Origin of the sequence: Desertivirga xinjiangensis, from assembly GCF_024436435.1 — a bacterium.
GTDB lineage: Bacteria > Bacteroidota > Bacteroidia > Sphingobacteriales > Sphingobacteriaceae > Desertivirga > Desertivirga xinjiangensis.
In genome coordinates, this window is sequence record NZ_JAFMZP010000004.1 from 223713 (window position 1) to 239150 (window position 15438).

At 42.4% G+C, this 15438-nt stretch carries 11 protein-coding genes and 1 tRNA gene; 11 read left to right on the top strand and 1 reads right to left on the bottom strand.

Translation table 11 applies throughout. The features are described from left to right. Positions 1–74 precede the first annotated feature (74 nt). From J3P37_RS12250 to J3P37_RS12295, 10 genes are all read left to right on the top strand, one after another. Positions 75–4220, top strand: a complete 4146-nt coding sequence (locus J3P37_RS12250; RefSeq protein ID WP_256011479.1) for a hybrid sensor histidine kinase/response regulator transcription factor — start codon at positions 75–77, stop codon at positions 4218–4220. A 507-nt stretch (positions 4221–4727) separates the two neighbouring features. Further along, the gene (locus J3P37_RS12255; protein ID WP_256011481.1) at positions 4728–5036 is read left to right on the top strand and encodes a hypothetical protein; all 309 of its coding nucleotides are present in this window, start codon (positions 4728–4730) and stop codon (positions 5034–5036) included. A 377-nt stretch (positions 5037–5413) separates the two neighbouring features. Further along, entirely contained in the window at positions 5414–5833 is a 420-nt protein-coding gene (locus tag J3P37_RS12260; RefSeq protein WP_256011483.1) for an SRPBCC family protein, read from the top strand. Positions 5834–5857: 24 nt separating this feature from the next. Further along, positions 5858–6253: a DoxX family protein gene (locus tag J3P37_RS12265; protein ID WP_256011484.1), complete on the top strand. Its 396-nt coding sequence runs from the start codon at positions 5858–5860 to the stop codon at positions 6251–6253. 192 nt (positions 6254–6445) lie between these two features. Next, a complete protein-coding gene (locus tag J3P37_RS12270; protein ID WP_256011485.1) occupies positions 6446–7024 on the top strand; it encodes an RNA polymerase sigma factor in 579 nt (192 codons plus the stop codon). 90 nt (positions 7025–7114) lie between these two features. Next, positions 7115–8251, top strand: coding sequence for a FecR family protein (locus tag J3P37_RS12275; RefSeq protein ID WP_256011486.1), 1137 nt, complete (start codon positions 7115–7117; stop codon positions 8249–8251). A 235-nt stretch (positions 8252–8486) separates the two neighbouring features. Then, on the top strand, positions 8487–11765 hold the full coding sequence (locus J3P37_RS12280) for a TonB-dependent receptor domain-containing protein (protein WP_256011487.1): 3279 nt from the start codon (positions 8487–8489) through the stop codon (positions 11763–11765). Between the two features lie 9 nt (positions 11766–11774). Beyond that, positions 11775–12530: a hypothetical protein gene (locus J3P37_RS12285; RefSeq protein ID WP_256011488.1), complete on the top strand. Its 756-nt coding sequence runs from the start codon at positions 11775–11777 to the stop codon at positions 12528–12530. 45 nt (positions 12531–12575) lie between these two features. After that, positions 12576–12944, top strand: coding sequence for a hypothetical protein (locus J3P37_RS12290; protein WP_256011489.1), 369 nt, complete (start codon positions 12576–12578; stop codon positions 12942–12944). 395 nt (positions 12945–13339) lie between these two features. Further along, positions 13340–14173: a DUF3800 domain-containing protein gene (locus tag J3P37_RS12295; protein ID WP_256011491.1), complete on the top strand. Its 834-nt coding sequence runs from the start codon at positions 13340–13342 to the stop codon at positions 14171–14173. A 628-nt stretch (positions 14174–14801) separates the two neighbouring features. Here the strand turns inward: J3P37_RS12295 and J3P37_RS12300 are convergent. Beyond that, positions 14802–14875 (bottom strand) — tRNA-Met (locus tag J3P37_RS12300). Between the two features lie 138 nt (positions 14876–15013). Here J3P37_RS12300 and J3P37_RS12305 point away from each other — a divergent pair. After that, positions 15014–15394, top strand: coding sequence for an START-like domain-containing protein (locus tag J3P37_RS12305; RefSeq protein ID WP_256011492.1), 381 nt, complete (start codon positions 15014–15016; stop codon positions 15392–15394). Positions 15395–15438 lie beyond the last annotated feature (44 nt).

Genomic DNA, 15438 nt, shown 5'->3' on the forward strand with positions numbered 1-15438 from the left:
CTCGAAGACGGGTTGTTTGAGCGATCAAACAACCCGTCCTAAAGATCGCAAACTGATTAAAAAACAATATATTTATGTTATTACAGCCCCGTAGGGCAAAAACTACGGGGCTTTTGGCCCTAAAGCCTATCCGTCAGCTGCCTGTTGTTTTGGCGCCTGCAAATATTCAGGTTATGAAGTGTGTGTTGAAGACATTTATCTATTTGTTAACGTTATTGGTGTTTGTAACTACCCCAGCGCAGCTTTATGCTCAGCCGGGCCAGGTTGTTTTTGAAAATTACACACTTGAAGACGGTCTTCAGAATAACACCGTGCAGCAGGCTTTTCAAGATAGCAAGGGATATATGTGGTTTGCAACCAACCACGGAGTTTGCCGGTATGATGGCTCGAAGTTTACTTCTTTCCGAAACGACCCGCGGGATAGTACCAGTTTATCGGGACTCCTGGCAAGGGTAGTCTATGAAGATAAGGCAGGGAACCTATGGATTGGCACCGAGTCCGGTGGCTTAAACCGGTTCAACCGGGAAAAGGAAAAGTTTGAGCATATCCTGACAAGCAGTTCTACGCATGGAATAGGTACTTCCGTAAAAAACATAGCAGAAGATAAATCAGGGCGGCTTTGGCTAGGAACAAACATCGGCCTTAAAATGTACGATCCTAAATCGGGTAAAGTAAGATCATATCCCTTCAAAGCCAATAGCACCGCCTCTCCATCTGATACCTATGTAAGAGTAGTTGAATTCGATTCACGCGGCAAACTATGGGTGGGCACCAATGCAGGACTCGATCTTTTTGATCCTGCCTCAGGAAGATTCAAACGAATGTATGCTAACACTCCAGGTCTGGGAGATGAGATTTGGGAGATCTATAAAGAACCTGAGGGGATGCTTTGGGTAGGTACTTACAATAATGGTCTGTTTCGAATAGATCCTGTTTCAGAACAAATTGAAACGATCCACCTGAACAGCGCCAGGGAATGGAGTAACACTATCCGTTCAGTAGTAAGAGACGAGCAGGGGCTCTATTGGATTGGCAGCCGCGCCGGTTTATACATCTACAACGCTAAAAATAAAACATATTCCTGGTTCGGAAATATTGAAAATGAACCGAAATCACTTGTCAACAACTCCATTCTGGACATATACAAAGACAACGCTAAAAATCTATGGATCTGTACCCGTGGGGGCATAAGTCTGATGGTTCCGGGGCGGCAGGCGTTCAGGTATTACAATGCGTTTGAAAAGAACTCGAATCATCTGAATAATAATGAAGTATATGCCTTTTGGGAGGATAAAGCATCCGATCGTATCTGGATAGGTACAGGTTCAGGAGGAGTAAATATCCTCGACCGAAAGACAGGGAAGTTCAGTTATATGACCCATAGCCCGGGTAATCCAAATTCCATAGCAGGCAACAGTATTAAAACCTTCCTGGAAGATGGCAAAGGAAACGTTTGGATTGGAACCTATAAAGAGGGTATTAGTGTCTACAATCTCAAGACTAAGAAATTTACACATCTTCGGCATAATGCTAATCCATCCAGTCTGGCTAATAATAGTGTGTGGGCCTTGCACAAAGACAAGAAAGGAAATATCTGGGTTGGAACAGACGCCGGACTTGATTTGTACAATGAGCAAACCAATAGCTTTATACATCAAAACATTAGTAACAAAAAGCAAAAGGTTGCCTGGATCAATGAAGATTCAAAAGGCAATCTTTGGTTGGGCCTGCTGAGTATGGTAGCCGTGTATGAACCTGAAGCTGGAACTGTAAGTACTATACGCGTACAAGGAAGTTGCTTTTATGAAGATGCAAAAGGACGACGCTGGTTAGCCTCAAGAAATGATGGACTTATTTTGCTTGGGGCAAATAATAAACCCGCAAAGTATTACGATGAACGGGATGGCCTACCTAATAATCAGGTGTTTCAGATTCTTGAAGATAAAACAAAGAATCTCTGGTTGAGTACAGCAAATGGCTTAGCCAGATTTGATCCGTCAACTGAGTCGTTTACTAATTATGACAAAAGGGATGGATTGCAGAATAATCAATTTCATTACGGGGCAGCTTTCAAGCTAAAAAGTGGCGAACTGGTGTTCGGAGGTGTGAACGGATTTAATGTTTTCGATCCAGGCAAGGTAGCAAGGAACAATTTCAACCCTCCTGTAGTGCTTACAGATCTGAAGATCTTCAATAAGTCGGTTCGCATAAATGATCAGTTCAATGTACTGGAGAACAGTATTTCAGAATCTCAAAAGATATCAATACCCTATCAGTACAATATCCTCACTTTTGAGTTTTCTGCCTTAAACTTTGTCAGGCCTGAGAAGAATAAGTACAAGTTCAGGATGATTGGCTTTGACAAGAACTGGAATGAGGCAGGTGCCACTCCAACCGCAACTTATACCAACCTCGATCCTGGCACGTATACCTTCGCTGTAATCGCCTCCAATAACGATAATCAGTGGAACGATAATGGCTTGCAAATACAGGTCGAAATTTTACCGCCGTTCTGGAAAACCTGGTGGTTTAATTCACTGGCCTTAATCACCGTCCTCGGATTAATTTATTTGGTGGTTGAGTTTATCATCAATCGTCAGAAAATAAAGCAGCAGCTGGATCTGGAACGGATAAAAGTGAAGCAGTTAAATGAAGTAAATGATATAAAGCTGCGGTTCTTTACCAATATTTCTCATGAAATACGTACCCCGCTTACGCTGATCATCGGTCCGCTTGAGCGATTCAGGAACAGCCAGATGGATATGGACATTATAAGAACGCACAGCGAAATCATGTACCGGAACGCCACTGCGCTGCTTAAGCTGGTAAATCAATTGCTTGACTTCAGGAAGCTGGAGTCCGGTAATCTTACTCTTGATATGCAAAAAGGAGACATCGTTGTTTTTATAAAGGAGATAGTCGATTCATTTACACCAATGGCCGAAGAAAAAGGCATCAAGTTGAATTTTAGCAGTATTGACGCTAGTTTGTTAACCTACTTTGACCCGGATAAGCTGGAGAAGATCCTCAATAACCTGCTTTCGAATGCATTGAAGTTTACTGGAAAACAGGGTGCTGTCTCGGTTTATATGACACTGAAGGCAGATGATTCCTTCGATAGCAACGATGAGTTTATAGAAATTGTGGTGCGGGATACAGGAATAGGCATTGATGCCCGTAACCGGGAACGGATATTTCACCAGTTCTTTCAGGTGCCGGAAAATAAAGACCAGGGAGGAACCGGTATCGGACTGGCTCTCACCAAAGAACTAGTAAAGCTTCATAAAGGCGAAATCCTGGTAGATAGCCAGCCTGGTAAAGGTACGCGGTTTACTGTCCGGATACCACTGGTCAGGGAGGAAGTCAGGGAGGCGGTTATAGATTCCGGGATTGATGAGGAGGCTGATCCGAACCAGGATACCGGTCAGAAAAAAGACCTTATCAATGAGCGTATTCTGCTGATCATAGAGGATAATCCTGACGTGCGAAAGTTTTTGAGGGTAAGTCTTGAATCGCAGTTCCATATTGAGGAAGCGGGAGACGGAATGGAGGGACTTCAACTTGCTCAAAAGTTTTTACCTGACATTATCTTGTCGGATGTGATGATGCCGGTACTGGATGGAAATGAACTGTGTAAAAGATTGAAGGCTGATGAATACACCTCACACATTCCGATAATCCTGCTGACAGCCCTTTCATCTAAGGAGCATACTATTGCCGGACTTTCCAGCGGTGCCGACGATTTTATAACCAAACCTTTTGATATTTCTATACTCCAGACCAAAATAGAAAATCTGCTGGCTCTGCGTAATTCCATCCGGAAGAAGTTTGAAGGGAAATTGGTTATTTCGCCGACTAACATAGAGGTAACCTCTCCGGATGAGGTGTTTTTACGTAAAGCGGTAGAGGTGGTGGAAAAAAATATTGATGATACAGACCTCGATATTGAAACTTTCTCCAAAGAAATGGCCGTCAGCAGGATGCAGATGTATCGTAAGCTCTCGGTATTAACTGGTATGACGGTGAAGGAATTCATCCGGGATATCCGCCTTAAAAGGGCAGTCCAGCTACTCGATCAAAAGAAGCTAAATGTTTCCGAGGTAGCTTATGCTGTTGGTTTTAAGGATCTCTCACATTTTCGAAAATGCTTCAGGGAGAAATACGGTATGAATGCTACCGAGTATTTGAAGCGGAACGAAAATGGGCCTCTGGTGAAATAATGAAACAAAGTGAGCTAATAAATTAACAGTGGTCTGGATTTCTACCCCGCTCCCAGACGGCGTCTACATTCCTACTGACCATCAACTGACTTCCTTCTGAGCTCCTTCTACGCTTGTTCGAGGATTGTAGAACAAGCGTAGAACGAGCGTAGATGGAGAGAGTAAACTGTGACTAGGAGAAGGGTAGGAGCGGGGGCCTCTACTGTTAGATCTCATACGGGTGAATTCAAGATAACTAACAATGCTCTTCGAGATATTTACAATGTTCTTCGAGATATTTATCTTGAAGCCCTATCAGGTTCTGCGAACCGCATCGTTAATTCGCAATTAATCTCTATAATCTGTTCAGGCACACTTCTTCTGTTAAATCTTTAAGTACCAGTACTCGAATGTTAATATAGATTTTCTGGCACTTTATTACCAATCCAAGACCTTCTGAGCGTACATACTTGAACAATACTCGTTCGCTTCTGGTACCTTGCTTATTACTGCCTCTGGTCGCATGAAATGCCCGGTTTTCCAAAAACTCCAGTTCGGAGAACGTACCGGACGGCTAGGGGAAGGGGCCGGGAAAGGTTATGGTCAAATACCGGAAGCGTTCGGGAAAGCTTGCCAAATCCTTCGGGAAAACCTACCCTGGCTTCGGGAAGTGTTCGGGAAAGCTTCGGAAAAAAGCGAAGCCGCTTCGGAAAGTGTTCGGAAAACGTGGTAAAAACTGGCTTGTTTTCCGAAGCGCTTTGCCTGTTTGGGGATATCTCGTTGCGAGTAGTAGTGAATACTACTGGCTCTCTCCGGGGAATTAGGAGAAAGGCTTAGAACAACGAAAACGACGGAAATGATAAAAAACCACGAAAACAGCGAAAAACGCTAAAAACGCCGAAAAGCATCAAAAACGCCGAAAACGCCGCTTTCAGCGCATCCCCATTTTTATCCACTCTATCTTTGTTGGCGGAAGCATTGCGTAACGCGTCCTTACAAATATTTAAATTTAAACTAAAAACGATGGGAATTATTAAAAGAGGAGCTAGTGAAATCTTCTCCAGAAGGGCTGGAAGTGTACTTGGAAATCGTTGGAACTACATTAAGTTACGATGACTTGTCGTATTTTACCCCTAAACTTGTCGTTTCCACTACTGACTAAATTTGTGAGTCTGTAGCATCTTTGTGATATAAAAATAAAAAAATTGAACACGATGGCAGAACAAAAAAAAATTTCGGTAGAAGCAACAGTGAATGCTCCCGTAGAGAAAGTATGGCAGGTTTGGAACAATCCAGCAGACATTATGCAATGGAACACTCCTGATCCTAGCTGGCATACTACAAGTAGTGAAAACGATCTTCGGACTAACGGTAAGTTTAAATCCAGGATGGAAGCTAAAGATGGCAGCTTCGGTTTTGATTTTGAAGGCACGTATGACAAGGTTGAATTGCATAAAGAAATAGCTTACACTATGCCTGACGGCAGAACAGCCACAACACTGTTTAACGGAGAAGATGGTAAAACCACCCTGACCACAACCTTCGATGCGGAATCACAGAACGATCCGGAGTTTCAAAAACAAGGATGGCAAGCTATCCTCGACAATTTTGTGAAATACGCAGAAAATAAGTAATTGTTAACCAGCAATTTTAAGAAGATGAAAAAGAATAAAATAATCTTTTGGGTAGCTACTATTATTATTGTTCTCTGGGAAGGCGTGATGCCGCTTAGTACTGTATTGTTTGCGCCCGAATACGTTAATGCCGGTACCAAACCATTAGGATACCCTGATTACTTCGCATATACGCTGATCTTCTGCAAGATACTTGGAGTTATCGCGATCTCTTATCTCAAAGCGCCCGCAAAGCTAAAGGAGTGGGCATATGCCGGTCTGACATTTAACTTAATCTTTGCATTCATTAGCCACGCATATGTTGATAAGAATGTCGGATATATGCTATCGCCAATTGTGGTATTGGGTATTCTTATGGTGTCCTATATTTATAATAATAAGATCCAGCAGCATGGCCAAAACAAACTATCAATCAATTGATGAATATCATCAGGCAGAATGAGGAGAATGCAATGAGGAAAAAGAAATAGAACAGGCTTTTGAGTTACTAACATCTGCTGACAGGAAAAACCCTCCCAGTTCTGGGAGAGGTTAAGTATAAGTTAATAATTTGATAACAAATATTCTATACTCAATTATTGATAGTTATACAACTTTGTGTCGCATAAGTAGATGATAGATTACAGCCATTACACGGACACCAAATTGGCCGAACTGTTAATAGAGGGCGACCACGACGCCTATGCTGTGATCTATAACAGATATAAGTTCTTGCTCTACGCACACGCTTATAAAAAACTTCAGGACCGGGAAGAAGCGCGCGACGCGGTACAGGAATTATTTGTTTCCCTTTGGAATAGAAGGGAAAGCTTAGATGCCCGGGCTAACCTGGCCGGTTATCTCTTTACTGCATTGCGCAATTCTATATTGAACCTGTTTGCCCGTAAAGAGGTACAAAAGCGTTATGTCGAATCAATTGCGGCGTACTATACCCAGGAATATGAAGCTTCCGATCACCGGATACGCGGCCAGCAGCTTGCCGTGCAGATCGACCGAGAGATAGCAGCGCTTCCTCCAAAGATGCAGGAGGTGTTCATGCTGAGCCGTAAGTCGCACATGAGCAGGAAAGAAATTTCGCTGCAACTGGGAATAGCGGAAGCTACGGTCGACCGTCAGATCGCTAACGCTTTGAAAATATTACGGGCTCGCTTGACCCTTGTTGCCTATTTCCTCGTTTTTTTCAATATATAGCGCATACCAAATTTTTTTTATTTTCATCTGCATAGTCGGGCCGACTTACCTGTATTGGTTATGTGTTTCATTTGAAATTAAATGGCTGCTATGGAAAAACCCGACTTTGATGCACTGCTGGAAAAATACCTCAAAGGCGAATGTTCTACTGAAGAACGGGATCTTGTTGAGAGCTGGTATATGCGTTTTAACGATAGTTCCGCCTCTCTATCTCAGTCCGAGCTGGAGAAGGAGGTAGGAAAGATGACCGAAAGCCTAGCTCCGCTGGTCCCCATTTCCATTCAGCGCGTTTCTGTTTTGCGGCGTTTACGCCTGCCTCTAAGTATTGCGGCTTCTATTCTGGTGATATTTAGCATCAGTTATTTGCTTTTGTCTGAACGACAAAAGGAAGAGCTTGTTGGCCGCCCACAGGAGGGTCCGATCAGCCCGGGCAGGCAGGCAGCCAGTCTTACTCTGGCAAGTGGAAAAAAAATTTTCCTTTCAGAACAGCAGACCGGTGAAGTTGCTCAAGAAGCTGGCGTTAGCATTATAAAAACCAGTAATGGCGAACTGGCATATGAAATAAAGGGCACAAAAGGCGTGTTATCCGGGTTTAATACACTTTCAACAACAAATGGAGAAAGTTACCGGGTTAAACTGCCAGACGGCTCCATAGTTTGGCTCAATGCGGCATCATCACTAAAGTATCCAGTATCATTTGAAAAATACGCTTCAAGGGTGGTCTCCCTTACGGGCGAAGCCTATTTCGAAATAGCTAAAGACTCCAGGCGTCCGTTCATCGTAAATTCCCGGGGACAACAGGTGGAAGTGTTGGGAACGCATTTTAATATCAATGCCTATGACGATGAACCTGTCATACGAACGACATTGCTCGAGGGTAGCGTGCGTCTGAAAGCAACAGGAAGTTCAGCATCCAGGGTTTTGAAGCCAGGCCAGCAAGCTGAATTAATGGCTTCTAACGTTAAAATTTTACCAGCCGACACGCGCACAGTTACGGCCTGGAAAGACGGGTATTTCCGGTTCAGCAATGAAAACCTGCAAAGTGTTATGCGAAAGATTTCGCGCTGGTACAATGTTGATGTAGTTTTCGAAAAAGGTCTTCCGGAAGACACTTACAGCGGGGCAGTAACACGTCACAGCAATATCAGACAGGTTTTAGAAATCATGGAGGGATCGAACAATATTCATTTCACTATAAAAGAAAGGAGGATCATCGTCAGCAAATAAATAATTCAATAAATAATAATTGTATCCGATGGTCATCAAAAAAAAGCCACCTCAGTTAGCGCTGAGATGGGCTTAGCACATGATGACAAATAATTAAAACTATTTGATAACCCGAGGCTCCCCCTGCTGCTTTCAAACCGAGCGGGTGCCCCGATACTAACATGTACCACAAATGTACGGTTTTTACCAAAACAAATCCGTATGGCCCCGGCGTCATACAACTAAGATACTATTGATGATAAAATTGACAACGGTAATGCTTCTTATTACCATGCTGCAAGTTAACGCGGTTACTTTAGCGCAAAAGGTCACTATCAATGTAACTAACGCACCTTTAGTTCAGGTGTTTGACAGTATCCGTGACCAAAGTGGCGTTGATTTCTTTTTTTCGGCTTCGCTCATCAGCAAAGCCAAACCAGTCAGCGTTCGTATTAACGAACAGGAACTGGGCATTGCTCTGGCGGAAATATTCTTAAATCAGCCGCTTACTTATGTAATAAAAAACAATGCTGTACAGGTTAGGATAAAGGAACAGAACGCGGCTGATAATATAGGTCGCATATCCGGCAAAGTAATGGATGACCGCGGAGAACCACTTCCCGGTGCCACCATAAAAATTATACAAACCGGACAAACCATCCAATCCAGCCCTGACGGTACTTATCGGTTCAGTGTTAATCCGGGTATTTATACGCTGGAAGTAACATACGTTTCCTTCCAAACAAGACGTATTACCGATGTTACGGTCACCGCCAATGAGCTGACTACTCTTAATATCACTTTAAATGCAGTGATCAATTCCTTAAATCAGATAGTAGTTACCAGTGGCTACAAAAAAGGAAGCGTTGCCGGACATTATTCCCAGCAAAAAAATGCCGCGGCGGTTACCAATGGTATCTCATCTGAACAAATCTCCGCTACTCCTGACCGACATGTTGGCGAAACACTTTCCCGTATATCAGGTGTAAGCACTACCGATGGCAGCAAGGTGGTAGTACGCGGTATAGCAGAACGTTATAATGTTGCAACGCTAAACGGCAGCATCCTTCCAAGTACTGATGTTCAGGAGCGCAATTTTGAGTTTGACCTGATACCTTCCAATATGGTTGAGAATATAGTGGTATCAAAATCTGTTACGGCTGACATGCCTTACGGTTTTGCCGGCGGTGCAGTACAGGTAAACACTAAGGCCATTCCGTCAGAAAACTTCATGTCGTTTAGTGCAGGGTTGGGATATAACAGCCGCACAATGGGGAAGGACTTTTTGGGATACGGACGTGGAAAATACGATTATTTTGGGTTTGATGACGGCTCTCGAGACCATTTTCCGAAAGATATTCTCAATATTGAAAGCGGTTTCAAACCGAATCAGCCAGATGACCAGAACGAAGTTTCTCTTGCCGAGGTTGCAGACCAAAATAAGCGAATAGGAGGTACAGAACGCCTTGGTACTCGTTCCTATCAGGCCGCACCAGCACAAAACTATCAATTTAGCCTCGGAAGGGTTTATTCACTAAGCAAAAATAAAACCCGTAATTTCGGCTTTGTTAGTTCTGTTAACTATCGAAACACGCAGCGTAACAATTATATAAGAAATATGCGCAGGGGGAGTTGGAGTTTACGGCCAACTAACGGAGATGACCTTGACGATGTGAATACAGGTAATCTATATAATTTTAACACCAATCTTGGTGCGTTGCTCAATGCAGGCTTCAGCACTGATAAGCACCAAATACAAACCCAAAATATTTACAACAGGGTTTTTGATAACCAGTTTAGTCGTATTACTGGTTGGAGTTGGGAACAACCTAAAAGTCCGGATAACCCATTTCCGGAAGTGGAAGAAGATGAGCGTCCAAAATTCACCGACTTGTTACAAAACAGAATAAGCGGCAAGCATGTTTTTGGGCGGTTTACGATAGATTGGAACGCCTCGCGTACACACCTGAAGCAGGTGGAACAGGATGCGATATCTGGTGGCCTGGGTAACACGGTCTATGCTAATTATGCTCCATTGTATCACTATTACCCTGGTCAGGCGAGTGATCCGGGTTGGGGGAATTTAAATAGAGGCCAGTTTTCTTACCGTGAAGCTGACAAAGAAGCAATGTTTAATGCAGCCTATAACTTTCGTTTAGGCAGTACCAACCACATTTTTAAAACCGGTTATAATTATTTACACCGCCATTTATTTTATGACTGGTTAGTACTTCCTATTGTTGTAGGAGATGTTTTCCGGTCCAGTTACGCAGAAATTCCGGTACAGGAATGGGGAGATCATATGGATATGAAAAATCCCATGACAAGTTTCTACTACAAGACCTCAAAATACCTGGATGCAGGTTTCGAAGGGAAAGGCATAACTCACGGCTCGTATGTCATGACTGATAGCAAAATAGGCGCAATGCTAAGAGTAATATGGGGAGTCCGTGCAGAACACTTCGAGTTGGATACGATTAAAAACCCGACTAGTCTGATGACCGATGACAATGTTAAGTTGTTGTTGGAAGAAGAAAAGGCCTGGCGCTTCCTGCCCTCTGCCAGCGCAACCTTTAGTCCGATAGCTGACCTCAACCTGCGGGTTGCCTATGCCAAGTCAGCGGTACGGCCAGGGTTGATGGAGAACTCTCGTTTCTCGCGTTACAATCCTAACTATGGAACGCGGGTAAGAAGCCAGGGCGTCACCACAAGTATTATCGATAATTATGACCTTAAAGCCGAATGGTTTCCAAAAGCAGGAGAAGTGATATCCGCAGGATATTTTTATAAAAAATTTGACAAGCCTGCCGAGTTTTATCGTATCAATGATGAAAGTGGTGGCAGTGCGTATGTGACTATAGGAAACTCCGACTGGGCCAAAGTAAAAGGCTGGGAGTTCGAGATCAGAAAGAGCCTTGATTTCATTTTGCCTGGCGCCTTGTTTATGAACAACATCTTTTTAACAGGCAACCTCACCCTCCAAAAGTCTGAAGTTCGCTCCAGGGAAATCCGGTATGCTAAAGGTTCGGATGGAAACGATTCTACTTATTTCAATTACCTGAAGCACCCTCGTCAGCTATATGGTCAGGTACCCTTGCTATATAATTTAGGGGCACAATATACCGGAAAGAGATTTGGTATCAACCTTGTTTACAATTATATGGGTTACAAGACTTTTGTGACATCCAGCGAACCTATGCTGGCGGAGTATGAGCGGCCAAGGGCGCAATTGGATATGCAGCTGAGCTATCGTTTTTTTGGCAATAAGATGCAGGCCAGGCTGAACGTTCGGAACCTTACCGACGCGCCGTACCGGTTTTTCGTAAATGATGCCAGTACCTATGAACAAAAGCCCGGCACAGAGGATTTATTAAATGCCGAATGGGGCGATCGCTATGAATACAAATCGGGTTTTTCTGAAAAATTCGAGAAGGGCTATACAGATAAGGAAACCGGACAGTTGATTGGAGACCGCGAAACCTTTACAAATTATGTAGGACGCACAACCAGCTTGTCATTAACCTATAACTTTTAATTTTTAAAAATGAAAACGCAGTTTTTTGTTCTTGGAATAATAATTAGCATATGCATTGCCGCATGCAAGGAGTCCGGTGACTTAGTTGTGAAACCGGTTAGGGCGACAAAAACAATTGAATTCAGGGGCTTTGCCCTTGGAGATACTATTGAGCAGTATTTCGATGGCAAAAAGGTGAGAGAGTTTCATGGACGTGTTACTTATAGCGGGCGAATGATTTTTGATAAAGAAGGCCCAGTAATTATGGACTTGAAGAAGAAAGGGGACAGCAAGGTGCTTTATTCGAAGGTGTTTGAACAGGATACGACAAAAACAATACCACCGTTTACCATTTGGTATGATGGGGTAAAGGTTAGTGAGACGTACAATTATCCTGAACCACGGCCGGGGATAGAGCAAATTGCCTTTTATTTCGATTTTCCAGCAAACATGCCGGTAGATATTGTATATGGAGATGCTTCAGGCGATGTTAACGGCATGCAATATTTAGCCAGAAATGTGCAGCCAAAACAATGGGTTGATTTTATGGAAATTGAGCCATTGGATGGTACGGAGCTTTATGTGTTCTTGTTAAAGGCGGGGACTAAGGAGTTTCTGATTCAGAATCGATTTGAGCTTAGTTATATCCAGGCTCAATTGCCTACAACAGGAGGATGGTACCAGGGCGGCGATGTCCAGAGTCTATTTGCCCGGTACGTACCAGCTTCTGATCAGCAAGAGGAGCAGATTGCCGTAGAAAATTTAATTGATACTTTTAGGAGGTAGGGGCCATCAGGCAAAACCTTTCTCTCGATTTAAATTATTATTATCATGAATGGCATCAACAAAGCAAGACACGTGAATCTGGTAAACGCATTGCATCAATTGGAGAGCATAGCGGCATTATTAGAAAGTAACTCGGTTGTCTCCTGTGTTAAAGATGAAAGTCAAAGTCTAATGTTCATGCCTACATCCCTTGAACTAAGAGAAAAACGCCTGGAATTAGAACACAGTTTGGAGGTTTACTTTAATATGCTTGACGATCTGGCTAATCACATTTCCGTCTATGAGGATTTGTTTTCTAATCTGAAAGTAAGTTGTGTGAGTGCACATTTGAAAGCGCTAAAAAAGAATATCCAGCCGCAAGACGCTATAGTCTCGAAGCTTAAGACAAGTATTTCACTTGCTTATTGCACTTAATCGAATCAGTGATGTAGGGGCAGGTCGCGAAGTGGCCTGCCCTTTTGTTTTATAATGCCTTTGCATTTGCGGGTGGATTTTAGATTTTAGGACTAACCTTGAATCTTTTTAACCAACTTTAATATAATCTGACCGTACGTAACAGTCTGGGGCTTCCTGCCACTCTCAAAAGTTTTCTCAAGCTCGAACTTTATATAACTCATCTAAGTTCGACTTCTCTGCAATCGTTGCGGCAAATGGAATGACCAAAGGAATTTAGCAGGTCAGCATCAGCCCAATTGCCTCAATGCACCATTGAATCGATTAAGGAAGTAGAAAAATCCTAACGTTTCAAATTAGAATGTTTGGATTTTATTCAGACAGTTTCCGGGAGTTACAAGTATATTTGAATTCTTATGGCGAAGGAATTCTTTCTTTACTGTGATGAATCGATAGAAAAAGGAAAGTATTATTCAGATTTCTACGGTGGTGCTTTAGTGGAATCACAGAATTATGAACGTATTGTTAGTACTTTAGAAGCAAAAAAGGTTGAGCTTAATTTGTATAACGAAATAAAATGGAATAAAGTTAGCGGCGGTTATCTAGAAAAATACATCAATTTCATCGATGCTTACTTCGAGTTGATCAGATCCGGAGATATCAAGCTACGGCTAATGTTTCGCCAAAATGCCTATGAAGCTATAAACTTAACGGAAAGACAAAAAGATAATGGTTTCTTCCTTCTGTACTATCAATTTATAAAACATGCTTTTGGATTCATGTCTCTGCCAGAAGATGACTCGAAGGAGAGGAAATATCTTAGACTTTATTTTGATGAACTGCCGGATAATAAACTAAGATGTGAAGCATTCAAAAGTGAAATATTTGGTATTCAATCACTCCCCGGTTTTGTAAAATCCAACATCCTGATAAGAAGAGAGGATATAGTTGACGTTGATTCCAAAAAGCATGTTATTCTTCAAGGGATGGACATAATATTGGGGTCTATGGGATTTAGATTAAATAATCTTCATAAAGCAAAACCGGAAGGATCCCGGATAAGAGGAAAGAAAACAATAGCAAAGGAAACCCTTTACAAAAATATTTTAAAACAGATTCGCACGATTAGACCTGGATTTAACATTGGAGTTAGTACGGGCGGAACACCTGAAGACAGATGGCTTCATCAATACAGACACTGGAACTTCGTTCCTAAAAATCACAAAATAGATACAACCCGGTTCAAATAAAAAGAAAAACCCCGTCTAAGCTACAAAGCTCCCACGTGGAACGTAGGCCTTCACCTTGACAGGGTATCGCAAATATACAAATGAAGTTGTATATATACAAAATATATACAAATATTGAACGAACTAGTTTCAATTAAAGAGATTGAAACCGAAAATACAACATGGTAATTGACAGCATAAACATGCTGGTAACGAGGGGTCAAGCGGAAAAGTTGTGGGCATCATTTCTTCGTCATCCTGAACATGTTTCAGGACCTCTTGACTTAAACAGGGCATCATGCACATAGTTCAAGAGATACCGAAATAAATTCGGCATGACGATAGGCGTTAACATGCTTAGCCTCCCCAACTCTTACGCTTGAAGCGTAAAGAGCAGGCAGCGCTTGTGGTGTTTGCTTATATTGAGACTCATGAAGATTTTTGCTTAGTCCACAGATTTTGGCACTGATCCGGTTTTTTCCATAGTATTCCCGGAAGCGTTCATCGTCCAGATAAAACTCTATATATACTTTCCGATGTTAGCTTGAAAGAGTTGACGATTTTGGTTTTGAGTGCATCCTTTGGCGACGATTTGGCGATAAGTGCTTTGTCGTCGCTGAAGGTTGCGCGTAACTCGCTGAGAGTTAAGTAGCGGGGAGCAGGATCGAACTGCCGACCTCAGGGTTATGAATCCTGCGCTCTAACCATCTGAGCTACCCCGCCGTCTTTAAGTTTTGTAAACTTCTTCCTTTTTCTAGCATTTTTTAACATGCTTTCCGAAAGGGTTTGCAAATATAGTTTAAATTACCTTTCTTTAAAAAAGAAATCTAAAAAAACGCCTCGCTAGAGAAAAGGAACAGAATGTCAGAAAAAAAGAAATTTAATTTAGAGTACGAGATCAAGTCATCGCCTAAAATTCTTTATAGTTTTTTAAACGAGCCAAATGCTCTGGCTCAATGGTTTGCGGATGATGTATCTTATAGAGACCAGGTGTATACATTTGTTTGGGATGATGAAGAACATAAAGCGAAGCTTCTTTCAGCGAAGGAAAATAAATTAGTAAAATTTAAATGGCTGGAGGATGAGCCGCATTGCTATTTTGAAATGGAGGTGATCCAGGACGAGCTGACCAACGATGTTGCACTTGCAATTACGGATTTCGCTCCTGAAGATGCGCTGGAAGAGCGGAAGCTGATCTGGGATAATCAAATTCAATACTTAATAAGTGTGCTCGGCGCTTAAAGATAATGTATGGTGAAAGTGCTCTGGTTTTTAATCGGAGCAAA

Excerpts from the sequence above, each read along its gene's own strand:
- J3P37_RS12280 (WP_256011487.1), top strand. The coding sequence starts at position 8,487 with ATGATAAAATTGACAACGGTAATGCTTCTTATTACCATGCTGCAAGTT.
- J3P37_RS12295 (WP_256011491.1), top strand. The coding sequence starts at position 13,340 with ATGGCGAAGGAATTCTTTCTTTACTGTGATGAATCGATAGAAAAAGGA.
- J3P37_RS12250 (WP_256011479.1), top strand. The coding sequence starts at position 75 with ATGTTATTACAGCCCCGTAGGGCAAAAACTACGGGGCTTTTGGCCCTA.
- J3P37_RS12305 (WP_256011492.1), top strand. The coding sequence starts at position 15,014 with ATGTCAGAAAAAAAGAAATTTAATTTAGAGTACGAGATCAAGTCATCG.
- J3P37_RS12285 (WP_256011488.1), top strand. The coding sequence starts at position 11,775 with ATGAAAACGCAGTTTTTTGTTCTTGGAATAATAATTAGCATATGCATT.
- J3P37_RS12260 (WP_256011483.1), top strand. The coding sequence starts at position 5,414 with ATGGCAGAACAAAAAAAAATTTCGGTAGAAGCAACAGTGAATGCTCCC.
- J3P37_RS12255 (WP_256011481.1), top strand. The coding sequence starts at position 4,728 with ATGCCCGGTTTTCCAAAAACTCCAGTTCGGAGAACGTACCGGACGGCT.
- J3P37_RS12275 (WP_256011486.1), top strand. The coding sequence starts at position 7,115 with ATGGAAAAACCCGACTTTGATGCACTGCTGGAAAAATACCTCAAAGGC.
- J3P37_RS12265 (WP_256011484.1), top strand. The coding sequence starts at position 5,858 with ATGAAAAAGAATAAAATAATCTTTTGGGTAGCTACTATTATTATTGTT.
- J3P37_RS12290 (WP_256011489.1), top strand. The coding sequence starts at position 12,576 with ATGAATGGCATCAACAAAGCAAGACACGTGAATCTGGTAAACGCATTG.
- J3P37_RS12270 (WP_256011485.1), top strand. The coding sequence starts at position 6,446 with ATGATAGATTACAGCCATTACACGGACACCAAATTGGCCGAACTGTTA.